Annotated in this window: 22 protein-coding genes; 8 read left to right on the top strand and 14 right to left on the bottom strand. The window is 52.6% G+C overall.

Features of this window, described 5'->3' with window-relative positions; all coding sequences use genetic code 11:
- Positions 1-142 precede the first annotated feature (142 nt).
- Complete coding sequence (locus H1S06_RS04995; protein WP_181737848.1) at positions 143-1,513, top strand: class I SAM-dependent DNA methyltransferase; 1,371 nt, start codon at positions 143-145, stop codon at positions 1,511-1,513.
- Here H1S06_RS04995 and H1S06_RS04990 read toward each other — a convergent pair.
- Positions 1,479-3,572, bottom strand: a complete 2,094-nt coding sequence (locus H1S06_RS04990; RefSeq protein WP_181737846.1) for a tRNA(Met) cytidine acetyltransferase TmcA — start codon at positions 3,570-3,572, stop codon at positions 1,479-1,481. The genes H1S06_RS04995 and H1S06_RS04990 overlap by 35 nt on opposite strands.
- 128 nt (positions 3,573-3,700) lie before the next feature.
- The gene (smrA, locus tag H1S06_RS04985; protein ID WP_181737844.1) at positions 3,701-4,285 is read right to left on the bottom strand and encodes a DNA endonuclease SmrA; all 585 of its coding nucleotides are present in this window, start codon (positions 4,283-4,285) and stop codon (positions 3,701-3,703) included.
- 137 nt (positions 4,286-4,422) lie between these two features.
- Here smrA and H1S06_RS04980 point away from each other — a divergent pair, with 137 nt between their 5' ends.
- From H1S06_RS04980 to purT, 3 genes are all read left to right on the top strand, one after another.
- Complete coding sequence (locus tag H1S06_RS04980) at positions 4,423-5,217, top strand: hypothetical protein (protein ID WP_181737842.1); 795 nt, start codon at positions 4,423-4,425, stop codon at positions 5,215-5,217.
- Between the two features lie 140 nt (positions 5,218-5,357).
- On the top strand, positions 5,358-7,085 hold the full coding sequence (locus tag H1S06_RS04975) for a DEAD/DEAH box helicase (protein WP_181737841.1): 1,728 nt from the start codon (positions 5,358-5,360) through the stop codon (positions 7,083-7,085).
- 212 nt (positions 7,086-7,297) lie between these two features.
- Positions 7,298-8,479: a formate-dependent phosphoribosylglycinamide formyltransferase gene (gene purT, locus H1S06_RS04970; RefSeq protein ID WP_181737839.1), complete on the top strand. Its 1,182-nt coding sequence runs from the start codon at positions 7,298-7,300 to the stop codon at positions 8,477-8,479.
- On the opposite strand, the gene H1S06_RS04965 is transcribed toward purT, so the two are convergent.
- Complete coding sequence (locus H1S06_RS04965) at positions 8,476-8,784, bottom strand: GIY-YIG nuclease family protein (RefSeq protein ID WP_328515312.1); 309 nt, start codon at positions 8,782-8,784, stop codon at positions 8,476-8,478. The genes purT and H1S06_RS04965 overlap by 4 nt on opposite strands.
- A 95-nt stretch (positions 8,785-8,879) precedes the next feature.
- On the opposite strand from H1S06_RS04965, the gene nhaD reads away from it, so the two are divergent.
- Positions 8,880-10,121, top strand: coding sequence for a sodium:proton antiporter NhaD (gene nhaD, locus H1S06_RS04960; RefSeq protein ID WP_181737835.1), 1,242 nt, complete (start codon positions 8,880-8,882; stop codon positions 10,119-10,121).
- 23 nt (positions 10,122-10,144) lie between these two features.
- Here the strand turns inward: nhaD and cysG are convergent, their stop codons facing one another.
- Positions 10,145-11,545: a siroheme synthase CysG gene (cysG, locus tag H1S06_RS04955; protein WP_181737833.1), complete on the bottom strand. Its 1,401-nt coding sequence runs from the start codon at positions 11,543-11,545 to the stop codon at positions 10,145-10,147.
- Positions 11,546-11,643: 98 nt separating this feature from the next.
- Positions 11,644-12,015, bottom strand: coding sequence for a glutaredoxin family protein (locus H1S06_RS04950; protein WP_181737831.1), 372 nt, complete (start codon positions 12,013-12,015; stop codon positions 11,644-11,646).
- Positions 12,016-12,184: 169 nt separating this feature from the next.
- On the opposite strand from H1S06_RS04950, the gene minC reads away from it, so the two are divergent.
- From minC to minE, 3 genes are read left to right on the top strand one after another with little or no spacing between them, the layout of a single operon-like run.
- Entirely contained in the window at positions 12,185-12,931 is a 747-nt protein-coding gene (gene minC, locus H1S06_RS04945) for a septum site-determining protein MinC (RefSeq protein ID WP_255482910.1), read from the top strand.
- Positions 12,932-12,965: 34 nt separating this feature from the next.
- Positions 12,966-13,778: a septum site-determining protein MinD gene (gene minD / locus H1S06_RS04940; RefSeq protein WP_181737828.1), complete on the top strand. Its 813-nt coding sequence runs from the start codon at positions 12,966-12,968 to the stop codon at positions 13,776-13,778.
- Positions 13,778-14,026 (top strand): cell division topological specificity factor MinE, encoded by a 249-nt coding sequence (gene minE / locus H1S06_RS04935; protein ID WP_181737825.1) that lies wholly within the window; start codon positions 13,778-13,780, stop codon positions 14,024-14,026. The genes minD and minE overlap by 1 nt, the downstream gene beginning before the upstream one ends.
- A gap of 85 nt (positions 14,027-14,111) precedes the next feature.
- Here the strand turns inward: minE and H1S06_RS04930 are convergent, their stop codons facing one another.
- The 9 genes from H1S06_RS04930 to H1S06_RS04890 all read right to left on the bottom strand — a co-directional run bounded on the left by H1S06_RS04930 (position 14,112) and on the right by H1S06_RS04890 (position 21,508).
- The gene (locus tag H1S06_RS04930; RefSeq protein ID WP_181737823.1) at positions 14,112-14,960 is read right to left on the bottom strand and encodes a mechanosensitive ion channel family protein; all 849 of its coding nucleotides are present in this window, start codon (positions 14,958-14,960) and stop codon (positions 14,112-14,114) included.
- A 251-nt stretch (positions 14,961-15,211) separates the two neighbouring features.
- Positions 15,212-15,628: a hypothetical protein gene (locus H1S06_RS04925; RefSeq protein ID WP_181737822.1), complete on the bottom strand. Its 417-nt coding sequence runs from the start codon at positions 15,626-15,628 to the stop codon at positions 15,212-15,214.
- Positions 15,629-15,731: 103 nt separating this feature from the next.
- Positions 15,732-16,154, bottom strand: coding sequence for a hypothetical protein (locus H1S06_RS04920; RefSeq protein WP_181737820.1), 423 nt, complete (start codon positions 16,152-16,154; stop codon positions 15,732-15,734).
- 80 nt (positions 16,155-16,234) lie between these two features.
- A complete protein-coding gene (locus H1S06_RS04915; protein WP_181737818.1) occupies positions 16,235-16,591 on the bottom strand; it encodes a zinc ribbon domain-containing protein in 357 nt (118 codons plus the stop codon).
- Positions 16,592-16,692: 101 nt separating this feature from the next.
- Positions 16,693-16,980 (bottom strand): hypothetical protein, encoded by a 288-nt coding sequence (locus H1S06_RS04910; RefSeq protein ID WP_181737816.1) that lies wholly within the window; start codon positions 16,978-16,980, stop codon positions 16,693-16,695.
- 100 nt (positions 16,981-17,080) lie between these two features.
- Entirely contained in the window at positions 17,081-18,130 is a 1,050-nt protein-coding gene (locus H1S06_RS04905) for a hypothetical protein (RefSeq protein ID WP_181737814.1), read from the bottom strand.
- Positions 18,131-18,233: 103 nt separating this feature from the next.
- Complete coding sequence (locus H1S06_RS04900) at positions 18,234-18,713, bottom strand: hypothetical protein (RefSeq protein ID WP_181737812.1); 480 nt, start codon at positions 18,711-18,713, stop codon at positions 18,234-18,236.
- Positions 18,714-18,815: 102 nt separating this feature from the next.
- The gene (locus H1S06_RS04895; RefSeq protein WP_181737810.1) at positions 18,816-20,492 is read right to left on the bottom strand and encodes a DUF262 domain-containing protein; all 1,677 of its coding nucleotides are present in this window, start codon (positions 20,490-20,492) and stop codon (positions 18,816-18,818) included.
- Between the two features lie 113 nt (positions 20,493-20,605).
- Entirely contained in the window at positions 20,606-21,508 is a 903-nt protein-coding gene (locus H1S06_RS04890) for a hypothetical protein (protein WP_181737808.1), read from the bottom strand.
- Positions 21,509-21,710 lie beyond the last annotated feature (202 nt).

Raw genomic sequence — 21,710 nt, 5'->3', positions numbered from 1 at the left:
GGGTAGCCGGGCCATCCGCTCGGTTACCCGCCCTCGTTACCGGCACAACATCCCTCACCCGCCCTCTCAAGCAGACATTGGCATTTCGCGCCGTCTTGTCTAGTATCGCTCCAGCTTTTGTACTTTTTTCAACGAGTTCATCATGTCATTACCCAGTCTCAATGAAGCGCTTGCGCTGATGAATCAGGGCGCATTCACAGCTGCCTGCGCCATCTGTCGGCAACATTTGGCGCAACGACCCGATGACTTCAACGCTCGCCACCTGCTCGGGCTGATCCAGTTCAAGAACGGCAACCAGCTTGCCGCCACCAAAGAGCTGACCAAGGCTAGTCGCCTGAACCCCGCGCCGGCATTCAAGGCCCAGGCCTTCAATAACCTGGCACTGGTACTCCAGGCCAGAGGCAAACAGGAACAGGCCGTGAACGCCTGCCGCACAGCCATTCAGCTACAGCCACGTGAGCAAGCCTTCCACCTTAATCTGCTGGGCGCCTTAGAACAGCTTGAACGCTGGCCGGAAATTTGCGATCACATGTACGCGCACCCGGTCCTGGCCAGGCAGATCGAAGCCCGGCTCTGCCATGCTGTCGCCGAACGCCACCTGCAGCACTATCAGGCCGCCCTCGACCTGCTGACCACATTACCTGACACTTTAGAGGTGGAATCGGAGCGAGCACTCAACCTGTGCCTGACAGAGAATGCCCAGACTGTCATTGAGCGCTGGACCTCGAAGGACTCTGACCCGCAAACCCTGATCAGGATGGCGGATTATATCGCCGAGGAGGGGTTTGCCGTCGCCGCCACGCCTATTTACCAGGCGGCCGCACTGGCGGCACCGGACAACTCGGGGGTACGGCACATGCTGGACGCCATACGCGGAGACTGCACCGCCGCAGCACCCGCCGATTATGTTCGCACACTGTACGACACCCACGCGGATCAGTTCGAATCACGACTGCAGCAGCAGCTTGGATACAACGCACCCGTTGAGCTATGCCGACAACTGGCCAGGATTATGCCCGCGAATCGCCCTGTCAGCGCCGCCGATCTGGGCTGCGGCACCGGACTCTGTGGTCGAGAGCTGCGCAGCCAACTGCCGATCCGCCACTTGCAGGGCTGCGATCTGTCGCCCCGCATGCTGCAACTGGCAGCCGATAAGCACGTCTATGATGCCCTCAGCTGCAGTCCTTTGCTGGACTACCTGCCCACTCTGACGGCCACCCAATTGATTACGGCAACCGATGTCCTGATCTATACGGGCGATCTGCAGCCGATTCTAGCCGCACTGCCTGGCGCTCTGGCGCCACAGGGGCTGTTCGCGTTCACGGTCGAGCAGCACGAAGGTCCTGACGAGATCAGCCTGCATGCTTCGGGGCGCTACCGCCACAGCCTGCAACATATCGAAAGGCTAGCGGCACAATACGACTTCACGATCAAGTTGCTGAACCCCTTCCCTCTTCGATTTGAAAACGGCGTCAGTATCAAGGGATTGATGGTGATTTTGCAGAAAGCCTGAGCAACAAAAGCCCGCACAACAGGCGCAGTCGCGCCAGCTGTGCCTTTTTGCCCGCCGGCTCCACTACCGCAGCCGGCGGCAACTGGCGCAGAATACGGTCGCACAACAAGCGCTGATCAGACACCGACAGCTGCCAGTCATCCCAATCCTGCACACTGGCTTCAATCAAGTCGCACAAGGGCAGCAGGCTGCTTTCCAGACTGCGCTGCGCTTCACTGAAACCGCGCAGACGCTGCATCGTTGCTAACGGCACCACCCTTTCACGCACCGTCATCCGCAAAAGGGCTGGCAGACGCTCCGCTTCCAGATCCCGAAGCGTTCCCGGCACACGCTGCAACACACTGCGCCGATACCAGCATTGCGCCTGCGGCAACCAGTCCTCGACACGGGCCGTCAGCGCTTTCAGCACCAGCAGTGCATGAGTACCCGCAACCGGGTCACGCTGCTCACCCAAGCGCACGGGGCAAAAACCGCTGCGCTGCCAAAACCCCAGCAAGGCCTCACTGGCGGCAAAACTGGCCCCCAGGTAGTCGACCCCCTCGGCCCTGGCCTCTTGCTCAATCGATTGCAGGACGCGACGCCCTATCCCTCGTTCCCGCATACTCGGATGCACGGCAATCCGTACAATCCGCAATGCCCGCCAGGGCGCGGCTTCCAGCCAGCCTTCCTGAGCAATCAGTGTTTGAGGCAGCAGATGGCCGCGCGGGCGCCGCCGCCCCTGCCAAACCGACTGCGCCAGTTCAACCGGCAAGGGGCCTTCTTCGGCAACCAGCGCGCAGGCAACCGGCACGCCTCGGGTCGAAATCTGATAGACACGCATGTTCGGACTGTCCAGCAGAATGCGCAGATCTCCGGGCGTCGTCCGGTAATGAGCCAGGACCAACAGGCCAAACAACTGGCGCAGCTGCTCGGTATTCTGTGCCAGGTCAGCCTGCGTCAAGCGCACGACTGCCGGCTCGCCCTCCGTATCGGTCAGATCCCCCACATCCACATCCAACAGCAACATCCGATGACTCAAGCGCTCCAGCGGATCAGGAGCCGACCAGCGAATGGGCGTGTACAAACGATACTCCCGACAACGGGGGTAGCGGTTACGCAGCTGTTGCAGAAACCTGAGCGCAAATCCCTGACCATTACCCTCGTAACCGTGCAGGGTGGTCGCAAATACCGCACGAGGGTAGCGCTCCAGCAAACGACTCAATAGGGGGGTCGGTATCGCCGCCGCCTCATCCACCAGCAGCAGGTCGGCTCGGACATCCGCCTGCAGCAGCTCATCCGGTCGGTAATAATCCAGCTGCTCAACCACTTCTGGGGCCAGCACCTCGACCCGCTCCAGCAGAGAGCCAATCGCCTCTCGAGAGAAAGCCGTCACGACCACGCGCTTGCCCGCCTGCAACAAACGAGCGGCCGCAATACCCAAAGCGGCGCTCTTGCCGCGTCCCCGGTCTGCACTCAACACCAGCGGGCTTTGCCTTTTTTCAGCCGTTTCCAGTACCTGTTCCACCGCCGCCACTTGATCCTGGCTGCGACAGGGCGGCACCCCCACGCCTGCCGCCTCCACTCCCGGCAGGAACGGCAGGACCGGCGCCCCCGCCTGAGGCCAGTACACACGCTCATCGGCACTGCCCAAGACGCGCACCAAATGCGCCAGGTATTGACCGCGCAGTTGATCAGGACGGTAAGGTTCGACACACAATGCAGCGTATTCGGGGTCCGCGTAGCGAACCCACTCATCAGGCGAGGGCGTCAGCAAGACCACGCACCCACCCCCCTCAACAGCCCCACAGAGCTGACCGAAGGTATTGGGATTAAAGCCGGCAAAGGCATCAACAACGGCAAAATCGAGCGTTTGCCCCAGCAATGCCGATACCTGACGCGCTTCGAATGCCGGTATTCCCGCAATCGAATCGCGCCCAACCAAAACCCCGCGCCCCTGCAGCCACATCGACAAGGGGCCTTTCAGCTGCTCACGACACCAGCCAGCCTCACCACTCACCCAGATCAGCACACGCTGGTGCGACAACTGCAGCTGTCGACGCAGCTCGTTCAACTCCGTCATCAATCTGTCGGTATCAAGTCGAAATGAGGGCCGCTCTCAAAGCCGCCGGCCTTACTGTCATACATCTGCCATACGCCTGACTGTCTCCTGCTTGTCATGATGAGATCACACAGCCTTACCGGCTGGAATCAGCGCCGTTTCTGGTGCTTTTCCCAGTTGTCCTGACGTGCCTGCTCGCTCTTGCGCAACATGACATAGATCGCTCCGACGCCACCGTGGTGGAGCTGGGCAGAATGAAATGCCAACACCTGATCCAGCAGCGGCAGCCACTCATTCAGATAGGTCTTCAACTGATTACCCGGCCCGTCAGCCCGGTTGCTGCGCCCATGCTGAATCAACACCGTGCGGATATTAAACTCGCAACTTTGCCGCACAAAACCTGCGACCTCATCTCGTGCTTCAGCCAACGTACACTGTTGCACATTGAGGCTGGCATCCGCGTTATACCGCCCCAGGCGCAAATTGCGGAAAACCCCCTCCTGCACACCATCACGCTTCCAGCTGACCGGATCGGCAGGGTGCAGCCAATCGACCGGATTCAGCGTAAGGCCTTCGGGCGAGCCTTGTGCCAACCGTCGTCGAATACTTTTACGGGGGTCCGCTTTCAAAGGCCGGCGCGACTCGGACGCCACCGTCGGCACAGCTGGCGCACTGCGCTTCACCCCCTCTGCTTGCATCAAGGCATTGAAATCGGTTTCTTGTTCAGAACGCATCGCTCTCCCCCATACACATCACGGGCACATACCTTCCGCCTTCATTCTGACAGGCGGCCTGATTCAATTGAACGCTTTTCGACGACAGAGTTCTCATCTATGGTGTCTTTAATCACTCACGATGCAGGAAAGCCCCTATGCAACGACTGGTCATACTCCTCACTCTGGTTGTCGCCGCCCTTGCCATCTACCAGTTTATCGACTCCGGGCAGCCCATTTCACCCGCCACGCCAAACCAGACCACGCCCCCGGTTTCCGACAGCACGCGCCAACAAGCGCGTCAGCATATCAAAAGCCTGACGCAACAGGCATCCGAAGACACCCTGGACATTGCCACCGCAGACCACTTTGTCACCGGCAACCAACTGCTACAGCTGCCTCAGGAACAACCGCAAACAGCCGCCACCACCACGCTGAGCACAACCGAAGCCGACGTCGCCACCAGTTTTGCCGCCAACCTCCCCGGCAGCACCAACAGCAACACCCTGTCAGAAGGGCCTTCAGCCACGCCAATATCCACACACGACAGGCTACGCCTGCAGGAATTGCTCAGCAGCCCGGAGCAAGCCTCCGATGAAATCTTCTATGTTCACGCCGTACAGCCATCCGACCAGCAAGGGTTGTGGGGTATTATCCACCGGGGGTTAATGGAAACCTTCACGCGCGGCATCCGTATCGAAAACCGTGACCGCCTGTTGAGCACCCATATCCCCGAAGATGCTGACGAACCCCTGAACGATCAGCGCAGTTCCTGGCTCGGACACCTGCTCAAGCGCAAGGTAGAAGAGACTTGGGTATTCAACTACCGACAGGGACTTCTGGGCCAGGACCCCAATGTCATCCATCCGGGGCAACAGCTGGTCATTGTGCGTTTCAGCGAGGACGAACTGATCGACATCTATAACCATTTCACCCATCTCCAAACGCAATGAAACACTCGCCTTGGCGCTTTCGGTGGACGCCGGCAGCCAAGGCGCGTATAATTGCCACCTTATTTTTTAGAAAGTGTTGCTCCTGATCAAAGTGCCTGCAGCCTTTCTCCTCCTCTTAAGACCCAGGTATAGCTCACAGCATGTCCAACACTGATACCAGCCCCGCCAACTTTGGCGATTTGGGACTGTCCGCCCCTATTCTTAACGCACTGACCGACGTTGGCTACGAGACTCCCTCGCCGATTCAGGCCCGGAGTATTCCGCCACTGCTCGAGGGGCAGGATCTGCTTGGCATGGCTCAAACCGGTACCGGCAAAACGGCAGCCTTCGCGTTGCCCTTGCTGCAGCGTATCGACACCACGGCGACTCACCCGCAGCTGCTGATCCTAGCGCCGACACGTGAACTGGCACTCCAGGTCGCGACCGCTTGCGAAAAGTATTCCAAGCACCTGCCGGGCCTGCGCACCCTCTCCATCTACGGCGGCCAGGGCTATGACAGCCAGATTCGCGGCCTGCGCCGTGGTGCTCAAGTTATCATCGGCACTCCGGGCCGCGTCATGGACCACATCCGCCGCGGCACCCTGCAGCTGGATCGCCTCCAGGCCCTGGTGCTGGACGAAGCCGACGAAATGCTGCGCATGGGCTTTATCGACGATGTAGAATGGGTACTGCAACACACGCCTTCACAGCGTCAGATTGCGCTTTTCTCCGCAACCATGCCCCAGGCGATACGCCACATTGCCGATAACTACCTGCAAAGCCCGGCTGTTATCAAAATTCAGGCACAAACCGCGACGGCCAGTACCATCCGCCAGCGCGTATGGGTTGTACGTGGAATGAGTAAAACTCAAGCCCTGACCCGCATTCTCGAATTGCGCGAACATGAAGCCGCTCTGGTATTCGTACGCACCAAGACTTCTACCGAGAGTCTGGCCGACGAACTGACCCGCGCCGGTTTCCCTGCCGCAGCCCTGCACGGCGACATTGCGCAGGTCCAGCGCGAGCGTATTGTCAGCAAGCTGAAGAAAGGCGAACTGGATGTCGTAATCGCAACCGATGTGGTTGCACGCGGACTGGACGTGGAACGTATCAGCCACGTCATCAACTACGACATTCCGTACGACAACGAATCCTATATCCACCGTATCGGCCGTACAGGCCGTGCCGGTCGTAATGGCGATGCCATCCTGTTTGTTGCGCCGCGTGAACAGCGTCTGCTCAAACAGCTCGAGCGCACCACGCGCCAGCCGCTGGAAACCCTGAAACTGCCGACCGCCAAGGAAATCAACACCCTTCGCGCCGAACGCCTGCAGGCCCAAATCCTGGCCGCTGCCGAAAAAGCCAATCTGGACGAGTACATGCCGCTGATCGAAAAGCTGCAGGCCAATTCAGAACTGAGCAACGAGCAGCTGATCGCCGCCACCATCGCACTGATGCACAGCGACAAACCGCTGTGGATGAACGAGAACGAACCGGACCCCAACACCCGCCCGGCTCCGCGTGAGCGCCAAGAGCGCGGCGAACGCGGCGAACGCCCGCGCCGCAACCAGCGCAACGAGCCCGTTGCTGTCGGCATGGAACGCTACTGGATTGGTGTGGGACACCTGCATGGCGTCAAGCCGGGCAACATCGTGGGAGCCATTGCCAACGAAGCCGGTATCGAAAGCCGCCTGATCGGACGTATCAACATTGCCGACGAGTTCAGCTGCATCGACTTGCCCGCTGGCCTGGAAGCCAACCAGTTGCAAACCCTGAAACGCGCTCGCGTCTGCGGCCAGCGTCTGGATATCCGCCCCTGGCAGGACAACGGCAGCGCTCCGCGCCGTCCGCGTGGCAAGCCACCCGCACGTCGCTTCAACCGCGACTGATCGGATACCCGCCCTCGAAACCCGCCAGGGTTTCGAAAAAAGGCCGCCCCTCTCGGAGGCGGCCTGACCGGGCCGGAAGCCCCTCTGAAAACCATGCCTGGCGGCATGGAGCGAAGAAGCAACGATTCCTCCAGTATAGTCAGTCCGATAGCCTTTACCGCCCGCTCGGCCCTATAATGCCTGAAACATTTTCAATTTGGAGCTGACAGGCCATGACAACACTGGGCACCCCCCTTTCCTCCAGCGCAACCCGCGTACTCATGTGTGGTGGCGGAGAGCTGGGTAAAGAAGTTGTAATCGAACTCCAGCGCCTGGGCGTTGAAGTTATCGTTGTCGACCGTTACGCCAACTCGCCTGCCATGCAGGTTGCTCACCGTTCCCATGTTATTTCCATGCTGGATGGCGACGCCTTGCGTGCCGTTATCAAGCAGGAGCAGCCACATTACATCGTTCCCGAAATCGAAGCGATCGCCACTGACACGCTGGCCGAACTGGAAGATGAAGGCTTTGTCGTCATTCCGACCGCTCGCGCCACCCAGCTCACCATGAACCGAGAAGGCATTCGCCGCCTTGCCGCTGAAGAACTGGGACTGAAAACCTCGCCCTACCGCTTTGCCGGCACTCAGGACGAGTTCAAACAGGCCGTTGCCGATATCGGTCTGCCCTGCGTTGTCAAACCGATCATGAGTTCATCCGGCAAGGGCCAAAGCACCATCAAACAGCCTGACCAGATCGACGCTGCCTGGGAATATGCGCAGGAGGGCGGTCGCGCCGGCGGCGGTCGCGTCATTATCGAAGGCTTTGTCGAGTTCGATTACGAAATTACTCTGCTGACCGTACGTCATATCGGCGGCACCAGCTTCTGCGAACCGATCGGCCACATCCAGGTTGATGGCGACTATCGCGAATCCTGGCAGCCGCAGGCGATGACACCGGCCGCACGCCAGGCCGCCGAAGAGATGGCGACAAGCGTCACTGGCGCCTTGGGCGGCCGTGGCATCTTTGGCGTCGAGCTGTTCATTCGTGGTGATGAGGTCATTTTCAGTGAGGTATCACCACGTCCTCACGACACCGGCATGGTCACGCTGATTTCTCAGGACCTGTCAGAGTTTGCCCTGCACGCCCGCGCCATTCTGAATCTGCCCATTCCGCTGATTCGCCAGCACGGCCCTTCGGCATCGGCCGTTATCCTGCCAACCGGCGAATCCAATCAGGCCAGCTTTGCCCACCTGCAGGCGGCACTGGCCGCCCCCGATACGGACCTGCGTCTGTTCGGCAAGCCGGAAATCCGAGGCCGTCGCCGCATGGGCGTCGCTCTGGCACGTGATGAAGATGTCGAGAAGGCCCGCGACAAGGCACGTCAGTGCGCCAATACCGTTCGCGTGGAATTCTAGCGCCGCCCGCCCCTCTCCTCGGGAGGGGCACTTTCCGGCAGCACCGCATAGCACGCCACCAGCTGCTCTTTCTCCATTTTGCGCAACTGCTTCAACGCATACTCCCGCTGCAAAGCCGAGCGGCGATCGTGCCCGCCCTCCTGCCACACCAGCCTGACCGGCCGCCGGGCACGGGTATAGCGCGCCCCTTTGCCTCCGCTTTCACCATTATGCTCGGCCACCCGACGCCGAGCATCCGTAGTGACACCCGTGTATAGACTGCCGTCCGCACATCTGAGCATGTAGACAAACCAGTACTTTTCCACTCTTTTGGTACCAACTTTCCCGCGGCCTCTGTCCCTGTCGGCAACAGAGGCGTAATATTTCGCTTTCAAACAATTCTGAGGGCTCGGTTAAACCGATGCAAACGCTATTACTCGCGCTCGCAGGACTCGCCTTCCTGATGATCGTGCTGGAAGATGTGATTCACATCAATAAGGCGAAAACAACTCTATTCCTCGGCACTCTTGCCTGGTTACTGCTTTTTCTCTTTCCGCCTGCCGGCACCGACAGCCACTGGATTCAGGAAAAGCTGGACGAAAATATCCTCGAAATCGCCAGCCTCTGGCTCTTCCTCATGGCGGCCATGACATTTGTGGCCTTCCTGAACCACCAGGGCCTGATCGAGACACTGATTTACAAAGTACTGCCCAAGCAGCTCAGCGAACGCAAACTCATGTTCCTGGTCGCGGGCTTTGCCTTCTTCTTTTCGTCTCTGTCCGACAATATCACTGCCACACTGATCTCGATCGCGCTGGTCCTGTCACTGAAACTGGATGCCAAGAAGACGGTACGCTTTGCCGTACTGGTTGTCTTTGCCGTCAACTCGGGCGGTGTCGCCCTGATTACAGGCGATGTCACGACATTGATGATCTTCATGCAGGACAAAGTGGCCATCGATGATCTGCTCTGGCTCAGCCTTCCCGCTCTGGCCAGTGTCATGCTGCTGGCCGGCATGCTGTCGCTGAGCCTCAAGGGCGAGGTCACGATCAGCCCCAGCCCGCGCCGGGATGACAAGGTTGGCATGATGATCGCGCTGATTTTTTTGCTGACCATCATTTCCACCATCGTCCTCAACGTGATCGCGTCCATTCCTCCCCTGCTCACCTTCCTGTTCGGCCTGTCGATCATGTTCCTGGTGGGGCGCATCTGCTACAAGGATGATAAGCGTGAGAACCTGCTCGATTACATCCGCGTCATCGAGTTCGACACTCTGCTGTTCTTCCTGGGAATCCTGCTGCTGGTCGGCATGCTGAAAGAGATCGGTGTACTGGACTCGCTGGTACACATCTATGAAGTGCTGCCCACGACCGGAGCCAACTTCGTGATGGGACTGCTGTCATCGCTGGTCGATAACGTACCCTTGACGGCCGCACTGCTGAAATCCGATATTGGCATGGATGCAGCCAGCTGGCTGACGCTGACCTATGCCGTTGGCGTAGGCGGCTCTCTGCTGGTGATCGGCTCGGCGGCCGGTATTGTTGCCATGAGCAAGGTAGAAGCCATTACCTTTATCAGCTTCATGCGCTATTCCGGCATCATTCTGATCGCCTACAGCGTCGGCTTTGCCGGCAGCTATCTGGTCGGCCATACCCTGCACTGACCCATGCCCGCGCTCACGGGGTCTCACTCCCCCTCTGAGCGCGCCTCTCCAAACCAGGACAGCCTGGACTGCAACTCAACCACCTCGCCAACCACGATCAGGGCCGGTGCCGGCAACTCTGCCTTTTCTTGCAAAGCAGGCAGCGTCGCCAGCGTTCCCACCAGCACCTGCTGGTCCGCAGCCGTTCCTCGCGAGATGATCGCGGCCGGAGTATCCGCCGGCTTGCCATGCATGATCAATCCCTTGCACAGCAGATGCAGGGTATGCAGCCCCATGTAAAACACAATGGTCTGATTGGGCTGGATCAGCTCGGCATAATTGAGTTCCGTTGCCCGGTTCTTCAGCTGTCCGGTCACAAATTTAACTGACTGGGCATAGTCCCGGTGGGTCAGGGGAATACCGGCATAGGTCGAACAGGCGCTTGCCGCCGTAATCCCCGGCACGACCTGAAACGGAATACCGGCCTGCTTCAGCTCGGCCAACTCCTCGCCCCCTCGGCCGAAAATAAACGGATCACCGCCTTTCAGACGCACCACGCGTTTCCCCTGGCGCGCCAGATCAATCAACATCTGATTGATACCCTCTTGAGGCACTGCATGATGGTCCCGCTGCTTGCCAACATAGATCAAATCCGCATCCCGTCGACACAAATCCAGCACCTGCTCGGACACCAGACGATCATAGAGCACCACATCAGCCTGCTGCATCAAACGCAGCGCTTTGAACGTCAATAGCTCCGGGTCGCCAGGACCCGCCCCGACCAGATAGACCTCGCCCACCCCGGTCGACGTACCCCCGGCCTCCAACTGCTGTTCAAGCAGAGCCTCGGCCTCGCCTTCCCGCCCGGCCAGCACCCGCTCGGCAACCTGCCCCTGCAACACCGACTCCCAAAACACTCGGCGCTCACTCAGGGTTCCGAAGCGCGCCTTTACCTTGTCACGGAAGCGGCCGGCCAACTGGCCCAAACGGCTGTAACCAAACGGAATCAGCGTTTCCAGCTTGGCTCTCAACAAGCGAGCCAGTACCGGCGACTGCCCACCGGAACTGATGCCAATCATGATCGGGGAGCGATCAACAATCGCCGGAAAGACAAATGTGCACAGCTCAGGATTATCGACCACGTTGACCGGGACATTCCGTGCCACCGCATCATAGTGAATACGGGCATGGAGTTGCGCATCATCCGTCGCAGCCAGTACCAGTACCTTGTCGTCCAGCAGCTTGGGGTGGTACTCGCCAATAATGACCTGCCCCTCGTTCAGAGCCAGCAGTTCCTGCAGCTCTGGCAGGACACAGTGAGCAACCAATGTAATATGAGCACCGGCACGCTGCAGAAGACGAGCCTTGCGCAAGGCCACGTCACCACCGCCCACCAGCAGAACAGAGCGTTTTTTAAGATCGAAAAAAAGCGGCAGGTAATCCATCGTCGTGGCTCCAGTGCAGTACAGCTTGATACTGACACACTATAGCCACTTTAATGGTAATAAAAATATATTATTAATAACTATTTGGTATATTGGTGTTACTTATCAACCGGGAAGCGCCCTTCCAAATACGCCACAATATCACTGGATTCATACATCCACTCACTGTGCCCGTCCGCGTGATCAATACGCAGGCAAGGCACTTTCATCTTGCCGCCACCATTGATCAGGTCCTGGCGGTGCCGCTCATCGGCTTTGACATCACGCACTTCAAGCGGCAAATTCAAACGGCGCATCGCCCGACGCACTTTGACACAAAAGGGACAGGTCGGCAGCTGATACAGGGCGTAACCGGTCAACGCCTCTTCCACCTGCTGTTGCGCCTGCGGCGAACGCTTGCCACGACGCGGCAACGTCAGATAATGCAACCCCATCACGATTAAACCCAGCACCCAGCGAACAGCTTTCATGGTGACTTCAGCTCCTGTTCAAGAAAGATGGCGCAGTGTACTACAATGACCGGGATCAAAAAACCGAACGGCTCCCAGTGATGCCTGTCGGCCTCCCATCGTTCCATGATAAGGTTAGCCCCAAAACATTTTCAGGAAGTTCAACAACAAGGACTTCTCCGTGAGCAATATGACCCCTATGGCCTCTGCTGTGAATCAGGAATCCGAACCCCGCTGCTTTCAGTTCAAAAGCGCCCGCGCCTCTCTCAACGAATTGATTCTTACCACCAGCGATACCGAACTGCTGAAACCGCAGCTGGCTGCTCATGCGGCCAAGGTACCCATGCTGTTTAACAACATGCCCGTGATTCTGAACTGCCAGCAACAGGAAACGGCGCCCGATGTTGCCACACTGAAAACCCTGATCAGCCTCTGCCGTGAACTCTCGCTGGTGCCCGTTGGCCTCAAGACCAACCCCGATAGCTCGGCCGAACTCTGCACGGCGCTCCAGCTGGCCGATTTCAGCCACCAGCGCCGTGCCTCCCACAGCAATGATGACGAAACTCCGAAACAGGCACAGGCCGAAGCACCACCCGCCGTGTCACCGCCCCCTGCCGCCAAAGTGGTCACGACCCCTGTGCGTTCGGGTCAACAAATCTATGCTCGAGACACAGACCTGATCATTCTGGCTCCGGTCAGTGCCGGTGCAGAGATCATGGCCGATGGACACATCCACGTCTATGCCCCCCTGCGCGGACGCGCCATGGCTGGCGTGAACGGCAATACTGACGCCCGTATTTTTTGCCAGTCGATGGAAGCAGAACTCATCTCCATCGCGGGCTACTTCAAAACCAGCGAAGACTTACATACGGAATGCTGGCAACAGCCCATACAGGCATTGCTACGCGGCTCGCGACTGGATACAGTTTCACTTTAATTAACCGCTTCTACAGATTGATGGATACAGATGCATGGCTGAAATAATCGTTGTCACTTCCGGTAAAGGGGGCGTCGGCAAAACAACCAGTAGCGCCGCAATCGGCACAGGCCTGGCCCTGAAAGGGTTCAAAACCGTCCTGATTGATTTCGACGTTGGCCTGCGTAATCTGGACCTGATCATGGGCTGCGAACGCCGTGTGGTTTATGACTTTGTTAATGTCATCAACAAAGAAGCGACCTTGAACCAGGCCCTGATTCGCGACAAGCGCACCGAAAACCTCTACATCCTGCCCGCCTCACAAACACGCGACAAGGATGCCCTGAGCATTGACGGTGTCGAAGCCGTATTGAACGAGCTGGCCGAAAGCTTTGACTACATTGTTTGCGACTCGCCCGCCGGTATCGAGAAAGGTGCTCAACTGGCACTGTACTTCGCTGACACAGCCATCGTCGTTACCAATCCTGAAGTCAGCTCGGTACGCGACTCCGACCGCATTCTCGGCGTATTGCAAAGCAAATCGCGCAAGGCTGAGCAGGGCGAAACCGTCAAGGAGCACCTGCTGCTGACCCGCTACAACCCCGGACGCGTAGAAGCAGGTGAAATGCTGGGGGTAGAGGATGTCAAAGAAATTCTCGCGATCCCTCTGCTTGGCGTCATCCCCGAATCCGAAGCAGTCCTCAAGGCATCCAACCAGGGCGTTCCGGTGATTATGGACGCCGACAGCGATGCCGGCCAGGCTTATGACGACGCCATTGCCCGCTTCCTGGGCGAAGATCGCGAACACCGCTTTCTCAATGCGGAACGAAAGGGCTTCCTGAGCCGGGTATTTGGACGGAAGAGCTAATGGGTATTTTGAGTTATTTTCGATCGAAGAAGCAGACATCGGCCAGCGTCGCCAAGGAGCGCCTGCAAGTCCTGGTTGCCTACGAGCGCTCTCAGCGCACCCAACCCGACTACCTGCCCCAAATGCAGCAGGAAATTCTGGCCGTCATTGCCAAGTATGTCGATGTATCGACCAACGACATACAGATCAATCTGGACGAAGACTGCTCCATTCTGGAACTGAACGTCACCCTGCCAGAAAAAAGCTGACCTCGGACAGGGTGCGCCTGCAGCTTTTTTCTGCGGACGCATCCTGTCATTCGGCAAGCCCCGAATCCTGCCTCGGGGCTCCAGCTCAGGCGGCAGGCGGCGTATTCAGCAGGCGCACCTCACGCTGCGGGAACGGAATTTCGATGCCGGCGTCTTTCAGCTCATTGAACAGCGCCATATTGATACGGTACAGCAGGTCATAATAGCGCTCCGTCGGCAGCCAGATGCGTACACCCAGCGTAATCCCATTTTCACCGAAACCTTCAATACCCACCTGTGCCGCCGGTTCCTGGCAAACTTCATCACCAAAGGCGACCAAGGCAGATTTCAACCGCTCACATGCCTGCTCAGGGCTGGCACTGTATGCAATATCAATCGACACCTCTGCCAGCGTATAAGCATGCGAGTTATGAATAATTTCGCCTACCACATGCTTGTTCGGAATAGAGATATCAACCCCATCCTCATTCGTTAACAGCGTATGTGACAGATGCACTTCCTTCACCTGACCACTGACACCTTGAACCTGGATGGTATCGCCCACCACATAGGGGCGCGTCAAAACAATCGTCAAGCCTGCACTATAGTTGGACAGAAGCCCCTGAATGGCCAGACCAGCACCCAGACCAACCGCACCTATCATGGCAATCAGCGGAGTCACACTAATCCCCACTTTGCCCAGTGCGACAATCGCAACCATGGCGATCACCAAAATCCTGACACAGCTGGCAATAAAGCGGCTTAGCGTAATATCCAAATTGTGCCGCTGCATCAGCGCCAAAGACCATTTGGAAACCTTCGCAGCCACCCACAGCCCCAGCAACAGGATGATCAGGGCACCCAGAATCTGGAAACTGTAGTTAACGAAGAACTCTACGACCATTGTGTAGACTTCCTGAAACTGTATCAGCTCCTGTTTAACCGTGTCTTCCATCAAGAGACTCCATTTTCAGACATGACATTTAAACTCCTTCAAACAACCGGCACCCCATACCGCCTTATCGGCTCAGGAGCGGCGCAGACATGACCGCCAACGGCCCGTGCAAACCAAGCCGGGCACCCCGTCCAAGCCGCTACATCATACGAACTGGCGCTGCATTTGTCAGTTGGTTGTACCGTACCCTGAACAGACTCGCCGTAGCCACTGCATCCCAGCAACCAATAGACGTTCATTCAACACCAGGGCTATACCTTTTTTACTTCAATGAACCACTTCGGCTGCATTTCAGAAAAATCAGTCCGAATATTTGATGGTAGATAACTCGCCGAGTCCAAAACAAATCCTTGGCCTTCCACACGCATGAAAACAACCCAGTGCCAGAAATTATGACCATTTTCCCAATGATGTTTGATAGAGAGCAGTGCCAAATCGGGTAATGTATTCCATGACTCAAATGGAATTTCATCTAAAGATGTCTCGACACCTGCTTGCAATAACATTCTCCTTACATATTGAGTATCAGACCAAAGCGATTTATCCTCGGCATAGATATCCATAGCATTTGCTATATTTTTCATTTCCGAGTAGGTCTTTCCCAATATATTTGCAACAGATGCAATTCCGCACCCCGTTTCTTCTTCCTGTATTACGGGCGTTAACATTTACTTCTCCTTTCATTATGAATGATGAAAACGTGTTGTACATGCCGCCAATTAAAATACTATTATCTATTTAAACCGAGAAGTCTTATATATTTTCACTGACTCAGTCTTTGCCGTTTTCATGCTTATTAAAACCTATTTGCCGCTTTAATGCTTCTAACTCCCTATTAAATTCTCTAAAAGGAGGCATGAAATCAGGAAACATTAGACGTAGCGCTACCGTTATAAAAAATTGAAAGAAATAACCCACTCCCGTAAGAATAACAATAGATAAAAAAACACCCGAACCATATAAAATACCACTGAATAATTGACTATTATCCGCTGCCATTTCAATCGGTACTTGATACGCCATAAAAGACGACATTTTTTCAACTAAAACAAGTTCATCAGGCGATTCCCATAGCATCAAAAAAGCATCAACTAACCAACTGGCAATTACAGTTGATATTAATATAAAAATCAAACCGATAAAAACCTTTAACGGATCTCTCGACTTTTTATCTTTACGGTCATCTTGAATCATTTTTATTACCTAAATATTTATATTAATAATGTTTGGCTAAGGGACCTGTTTTAGCGGTTGGTTACCTTTACTTTTATAACTCATTCACCAATCAAAAAATCAGCAATCATTGATAGGCTACTAAGGTCCTTTTTATAGATTTCAGTATATCCGCATTTCTTACACGCTATGTAAACAAACCCTTCGGTTGCCACATCGAAAACCTCTGAAATACCATCACCCGAAGCTCTAAATCCACCGCGCTCATATAGATGATGATCGCACTTAAAGCATCTGTATTCAGACTGATCGCGATACGATTCGGAGTTTAGGTAGGCCTCTTTAAACTTTTGAAGTTCTCGACTATTACATGAAGCGGGACAAGCACATGTTGTGCACTTATCATTCCCTGCTTTTACTGTGCTATCACACGCTTGGCAGCGCCAATCGTAGTTCATCTCAGCATCCTTACTCTTAAGTTATAACGCCGCATTAAAGGGCCGAAAAAGCGTAGCTTTTGAGGTCCCAGAGAGCGAAGCGAACGATTTTGAATGCTTTGTTATACGCTTTCATTTTCCTCAAGTTCCCTTTCAAATTGAACTATAAACTTCTTTACCTCGGGATGCCTTGAAACCCAAAGCTCCCCCAAGTATTGGGTCACGTTAAGTCCGCCTAGAACACAATGTACTTCCCTTTGCTTTGACGCCAGAAGTAGTTCATGCCCTTTGTTCATAACATCTTCGCTTACTTCAGCAACAGATTCACCAAGCTCATTACCCCATTCCTTTTGAATGGCTAAGATCAGCTTTCCTGCGGCCTTTTCTAGCTCTGTCTTCCTTGATGCCATATTACGTATAACGCCGCAATAAACGGACCGAAAAGCGTAGCTTTTTGGGTCCGGTGGAGGCACAAGGGGCCGGAACGAATTTCATTGCCTTGTTATATATTTATTGTATTGATAAATAGTAATAGAGGTAATTACCAGCGACACCTGCTGAAATTGCTAATGCAAACGATACAACTCTAGCTACTATTTTCTTAGTTTTTCCCTTTCTTATCTTTTGCCGTCTCTCTTCATCCGAACTGGTAATCACAACAAATGAAGGCTTCTCAATCATCATTATAGCCATAGTAAGAGCCGCTAATGCAATACCTCCTAAAAATGAAACTATCCTGAACCAAACTTCAACGCTATGAACTTTACTATTTGGATCTAGTATCTTAACGATAAGATTGAGCTTTTCTGAATCTTGAAGTGACTCGATACCTGCCCCCTCTGGTATTGAACCTGCGAATATTGCTGCAATATTATTTTCCTGAATAGTTTGCTCAATATAATCAGGAAGTACTAACCCTGATATAAAAAATCCCATAAATAGCATTAAGAGCGAAAAGTCAGCAACTTTTCTGTACCATTTGGGTTTTTCGATAATAGAATCAATCTCCTTTTCAAGGATTGATTCTATGTCATCACCCCAAGTTCTTTCTGTATATGAAATGGAGCAATGAACATCTCCCCGGCCTTCAGTCTCCTCTCTTGTGACGCGGGCAGTTCCCATCATTACTCTTACTGTACTATCCGTTGAAAACTGTACGGAAATTTCTTGTTTTTCAGGTGCGTGCTTTTTAGGAAAGGATACAAGGTATGTCCAAGTTAGCTTTACACTTTTTGTCAGTTCCTTTTTGGCCTCGTTAAAGTGAATAAAGCTATCAATATTATTAAGCCTTCTTTCTGGACCTTTTTCATATTTAATTACTGCTGAAAAATCAACAAGAGATGAGTGATTTTGCTGAGTAATCCTTTGATCCAGCAGGTGATGAAGGTGTATTAACCAATCAAACCTGATATCAAATGTACCATTTCTAGACCATTCCATTGTTTCTGGCTGGCCAAGAAGGTTCGTGACAAAATCACCAAAGTCTTTCTTCTTTATTGGGATTTGAACAAGTGATTCCTGATCATCGCCAGAAACGACCAATTGATAATCATCTGACATACTTACGTCCTTGGAGTATTTTCATATAACGCCGCGTTAAAGGGCCGAAAAAGCGTAGCTTTTGAGGTCCCAAGGAGCGCAGCGACTGATTTTGAACGCCTTGTTATATTTTTTGCTCAATCTCTCGTAATTTCTCTTGTGCATAGCCAGTTGACTCATCGTATTTTTCGGACATGTACTCAAATAGGCAATTTAATGCAGACAACTGCTGCCGAGATAGCCAGGAAAAATTATATGCTGAATCAGGGCTATTTAAATCCAAGTGTTCAAAGTATGACGGCAGAAACCAATGAAGATTTTCAGAAAGATCTCGTTCTTTTATTATAATTCTTAGCATTGACGGAAGTAGCCAACTGACGGCTTTCTGGCTTATAGTAGAAAATTCATCGTACAAAACTATTACGCCTTCATAAGGAAGTTCCGGCTCTCGAAATTTAGATATACCAGAACTTATGATTTTCCGCATTCTATCGGACTCGTCATATACATAAAGGTCATCTTCCGATGGCCTTTCCACGAACGGAAATGCATTTTCAATTCTCTCCAATACTTCTTGTTTTGTTAAATAGCCTTCGTATTCCATGGCACACACTTTCTTGAAATATAACGCCCGCATTTGGGGCCGCAGTGAAGCGCAGCGGAACGAAGGTCCCAGCCCACGCAGTGGGTGCCCAACATGCATTTGTTAGCCTAAACTCCAATGCTTAACTGCTACTTCGGCCATCTGTCTTTGACGACTATCGATGGCATCCTTATTCCAACCATTATTGGCTGAAATCATTTTAGTGAATTTGAAAGTTGAATCTGTGTAGTGTTCTTTTTTATCTTCAAAGCAACCATTACCAATAGTGCTATTAAGCTTTGAGGCCATTATTGCCAGGTTTCCAATACGCCTTTGATAAGATCGCATTTCATCTTGAGTAAAGGCATTCTCCCAAATAGGATCAGGCGTTAATGGTAATACGTGCTCCAGGTTAACACTGTTAGTGTCATAGTTAGGTATGGTTTCCGCATTCGAACCAGCTTGTGCAATTTCAAGCTCACGTAGGTAATACCTAGCAATCTTTTGCTTGGAGATCGAAGCAATGGAAAAAGCTGATAAGAATGCCGAATCACTTGGTACACTCTTAAAAGCCTGAATAACATCGCTAGGTGTTTTTATTCTTTCTTCTGTGACAGCTTTTGCCGTATCAGCATAAACCCTTTCGAGAGTACCACCACCGACACCACCAACCATCTGGTACCTGACGGCCGCCGATACTAACTTTTTAAACGCCTCAGATACTTTTTTTGCAGGAAACTTATCAAGCAATGCCAACAATAAAGGCCTTATCTGAGTCATACCAAGGAGGTTGAAAGTAGATACTGAATATGCCACATCGTTACTGAAATCGTTCCAGTATTCGTGATCCGTATTTAATAGTGCCGTATAAATTCTTACTGTATCAGCTAGTTCTGTTGAAAACTTTAAAGAGCCTCTTTTACTAGTGATCTTTGTTTTTAGGAGGGAAAACAGATCCTTTTCCCGTACCAGCCCATATCTAGCCATGGTAAAGTGCCTGATATATGTAACCGTTAACGGGTCGTCTGATGCACTTTCCAAAGTCGAGACCATTGATAGCCAGCGATTTTTAGTTTCTTCAATCTTCTCGCCAGATTTATGGAATAAGTAATTCTTTACGAGATCTGAAATAGCAAGCTCTAAGCCCCTGTCATTGAGAGTTTCAAATATTACAAATGCGTTACTATCATCGGGAGCCGTTACAACAATGACTTTTAGGCTTGTTTCTATATAATCAAGCCATGAGTGCAGCTCCTCCTCTGAGTCTTTAGACATAATGCAGAGATCAGTTAGATATTTTTCACAATGCTTAGCCGCTGATAACAATCGCTTGTGTGATTGCCGACGCACCTTCTTTTCGTCTACGTCACCAAAGCTCTCAATTAGATCTTGATAAATTTCGTTATCTACCTCATTAAGAATTAGCTTGGGCTCTCGTTCCTTTGTTCTTCTGTCCGTGTTGGCAAGAAAATCAGACTTTACCGACACAACTACTTCATGATCTTCATCACGTTGAAAAATTTCTTTTATTGCCGCGATAACCAAGCTTATTGTAGTGAGTCTCTGCTGCCCATCCACCACCTCATATCTTCCATTGTCAGCACTAGTAACCACTACTGACCCAAGAAAGTATTCACGCTCTTTGTTATCAATTGCCTCTTTAATGTCGTTTAGAAGAGCTTCGACATGATCAACCTCCCAAGCATATGAACGCTGATATGCTGGAACACGAAACCGACGACTTTTGAGCACGCCACCAATTCCTTCAAGATTAATATTTAGTTTCTGGATTTGACTCATGACTATTCCTTGTATTCAAGACCACTTCTAAAAGAGGCTAACGTCGCGGTTTGGGGCTGACATGAAGCGCCAGCGGAATGGCAGTCCCAGCCGAAGGCGACAACACCGCCTTGTTAGCCGCTACTGTATACGGACTGCTTAAGGCAATTCGATAATTCATCCGAAATCGCCTTATTGGTAGTACCTGGATCGGAAAATGATACAAATGAAAACCTATTAATAAACGCTGGAAATCCATTTGAACGCCTATAAAAAGGCATTTTATAATGAAAAATCACTCCAATAACATTGTCTGATTTAGTTGCGTATTGCGCTCTTATTGCCATCGCTATTTTTTCTGACACGGGATGTAGCAAAGATTGAAGTTCTTTCTCATCAGCGACATTGCCTTGATTCATATCTACTTGAATCATCCAGAACAGTTTACTGAGTGATAAGGCTATTAACCCGCGGTCAGTGTCGTTTTCCTCACATGATCTATCAATTTGTTCAATTGCTTTTTCAATAAGGCCTTCTAAGTTATTTTCAGTTACAGCTCTTTTGCACTCTACATGAAGTAGTGTGTTAGCTATGAAGATATTCAAATCAGCATCGGATTGATAACTTACATCCAAGCCAGCTCTTAAGAACCTGGAAGATGCATAAAGCTCAAACGTAAAGTTTCTTCCATGGATTCCGCCGCCATCATTCGGTTCTCCCGATAGCAAAGGCGGTCCCTTTTTAAGCCAGTTTAGAGTATTTTTAATATCCTCATGGTCGACACCATGCAAATATTTAGATATTTCAAGCAAATCATGAAGTTCAGCAACAGCCCAAAGGGCGTCAGAATCGTTTATATCAGGAGAATTGAATTTTCCCCTCTTTAGACTTTGGGCAATTAATTTTTTATATGACTGAAACCTGCCTGCCTCTATTTTAATACCTAATTCTTCCAACCACTGCTTCGCCTCATCGTAATCATGAAGCATATCTTCGAACATTTGCTCTTTTATTCCAAATGCATCAACAGTATTCATTATTCTCCTTTAACTCTGAATGCGGCTAACGCCTCAAACACCGGCTTGGTGAAGTTGGCGGCTTTTTTGGAACAAAAAAGGTGACAGCTTTACCAAGTCCGAGTGCTTTGACTTGTATGGATAATTCTCTGCGTTTTCCGGGTAAATTGGGACCCACCCTCAACGGCCATTGAGGGCCTTCATGCAGCAGCTCGATGATTGG

The organism is Marinobacterium marinum, from assembly GCF_013868415.1.
In the GTDB taxonomy this organism is placed as follows: Bacteria; Pseudomonadota; Gammaproteobacteria; order Pseudomonadales; family Balneatricaceae; genus Marinobacterium; species Marinobacterium marinum.
Note: the sequence above shows the minus strand (reverse complement) of the source record. Positions and strands in the feature narration are given on the sequence as shown.

What these genes read in the sequence shown, in the direction of transcription:
- H1S06_RS04980 (WP_181737842.1), top strand. Translation starts at nt 4,423, where the DNA reads ATGCAACGACTGGTCATACTCCTCACTCTGGTTGTCGCCGCCCTTGCC.
- H1S06_RS04930 (WP_181737823.1), bottom strand. Translation starts at nt 14,960, where the DNA reads ATGGAAGACACGGTTAAACAGGAGCTGATACAGTTTCAGGAAGTCTAC.
- H1S06_RS04990 (WP_181737846.1), bottom strand. Translation starts at nt 3,572, where the DNA reads ATGACGGAGTTGAACGAGCTGCGTCGACAGCTGCAGTTGTCGCACCAG.
- minD (WP_181737828.1), top strand. Translation starts at nt 12,966, where the DNA reads ATGGCTGAAATAATCGTTGTCACTTCCGGTAAAGGGGGCGTCGGCAAA.
- cysG (WP_181737833.1), bottom strand. Translation starts at nt 11,545, where the DNA reads ATGGATTACCTGCCGCTTTTTTTCGATCTTAAAAAACGCTCTGTTCTG.
- H1S06_RS04920 (WP_181737820.1), bottom strand. Translation starts at nt 16,154, where the DNA reads ATGATTCAAGATGACCGTAAAGATAAAAAGTCGAGAGATCCGTTAAAG.
- H1S06_RS04925 (WP_181737822.1), bottom strand. Translation starts at nt 15,628, where the DNA reads ATGTTAACGCCCGTAATACAGGAAGAAGAAACGGGGTGCGGAATTGCA.
- H1S06_RS04895 (WP_181737810.1), bottom strand. Translation starts at nt 20,492, where the DNA reads ATGAGTCAAATCCAGAAACTAAATATTAATCTTGAAGGAATTGGTGGC.
- H1S06_RS04900 (WP_181737812.1), bottom strand. Translation starts at nt 18,713, where the DNA reads ATGGAATACGAAGGCTATTTAACAAAACAAGAAGTATTGGAGAGAATT.
- minC (WP_255482910.1), top strand. Translation starts at nt 12,185, where the DNA reads ATGACCCCTATGGCCTCTGCTGTGAATCAGGAATCCGAACCCCGCTGC.
- H1S06_RS04915 (WP_181737818.1), bottom strand. Translation starts at nt 16,591, where the DNA reads ATGAACTACGATTGGCGCTGCCAAGCGTGTGATAGCACAGTAAAAGCA.
- nhaD (WP_181737835.1), top strand. Translation starts at nt 8,880, where the DNA reads ATGCAAACGCTATTACTCGCGCTCGCAGGACTCGCCTTCCTGATGATC.
- H1S06_RS04905 (WP_181737814.1), bottom strand. Translation starts at nt 18,130, where the DNA reads ATGTCAGATGATTATCAATTGGTCGTTTCTGGCGATGATCAGGAATCA.
- H1S06_RS04950 (WP_181737831.1), bottom strand. Translation starts at nt 12,015, where the DNA reads ATGAAAGCTGTTCGCTGGGTGCTGGGTTTAATCGTGATGGGGTTGCAT.
- H1S06_RS04975 (WP_181737841.1), top strand. Translation starts at nt 5,358, where the DNA reads ATGTCCAACACTGATACCAGCCCCGCCAACTTTGGCGATTTGGGACTG.
- H1S06_RS04995 (WP_181737848.1), top strand. Translation starts at nt 143, where the DNA reads ATGTCATTACCCAGTCTCAATGAAGCGCTTGCGCTGATGAATCAGGGC.
- purT (WP_181737839.1), top strand. Translation starts at nt 7,298, where the DNA reads ATGACAACACTGGGCACCCCCCTTTCCTCCAGCGCAACCCGCGTACTC.
- minE (WP_181737825.1), top strand. Translation starts at nt 13,778, where the DNA reads ATGGGTATTTTGAGTTATTTTCGATCGAAGAAGCAGACATCGGCCAGC.
- H1S06_RS04890 (WP_181737808.1), bottom strand. Translation starts at nt 21,508, where the DNA reads ATGAATACTGTTGATGCATTTGGAATAAAAGAGCAAATGTTCGAAGAT.
- H1S06_RS04910 (WP_181737816.1), bottom strand. Translation starts at nt 16,980, where the DNA reads ATGGCATCAAGGAAGACAGAGCTAGAAAAGGCCGCAGGAAAGCTGATC.
- smrA (WP_181737844.1), bottom strand. Translation starts at nt 4,285, where the DNA reads ATGCGTTCTGAACAAGAAACCGATTTCAATGCCTTGATGCAAGCAGAG.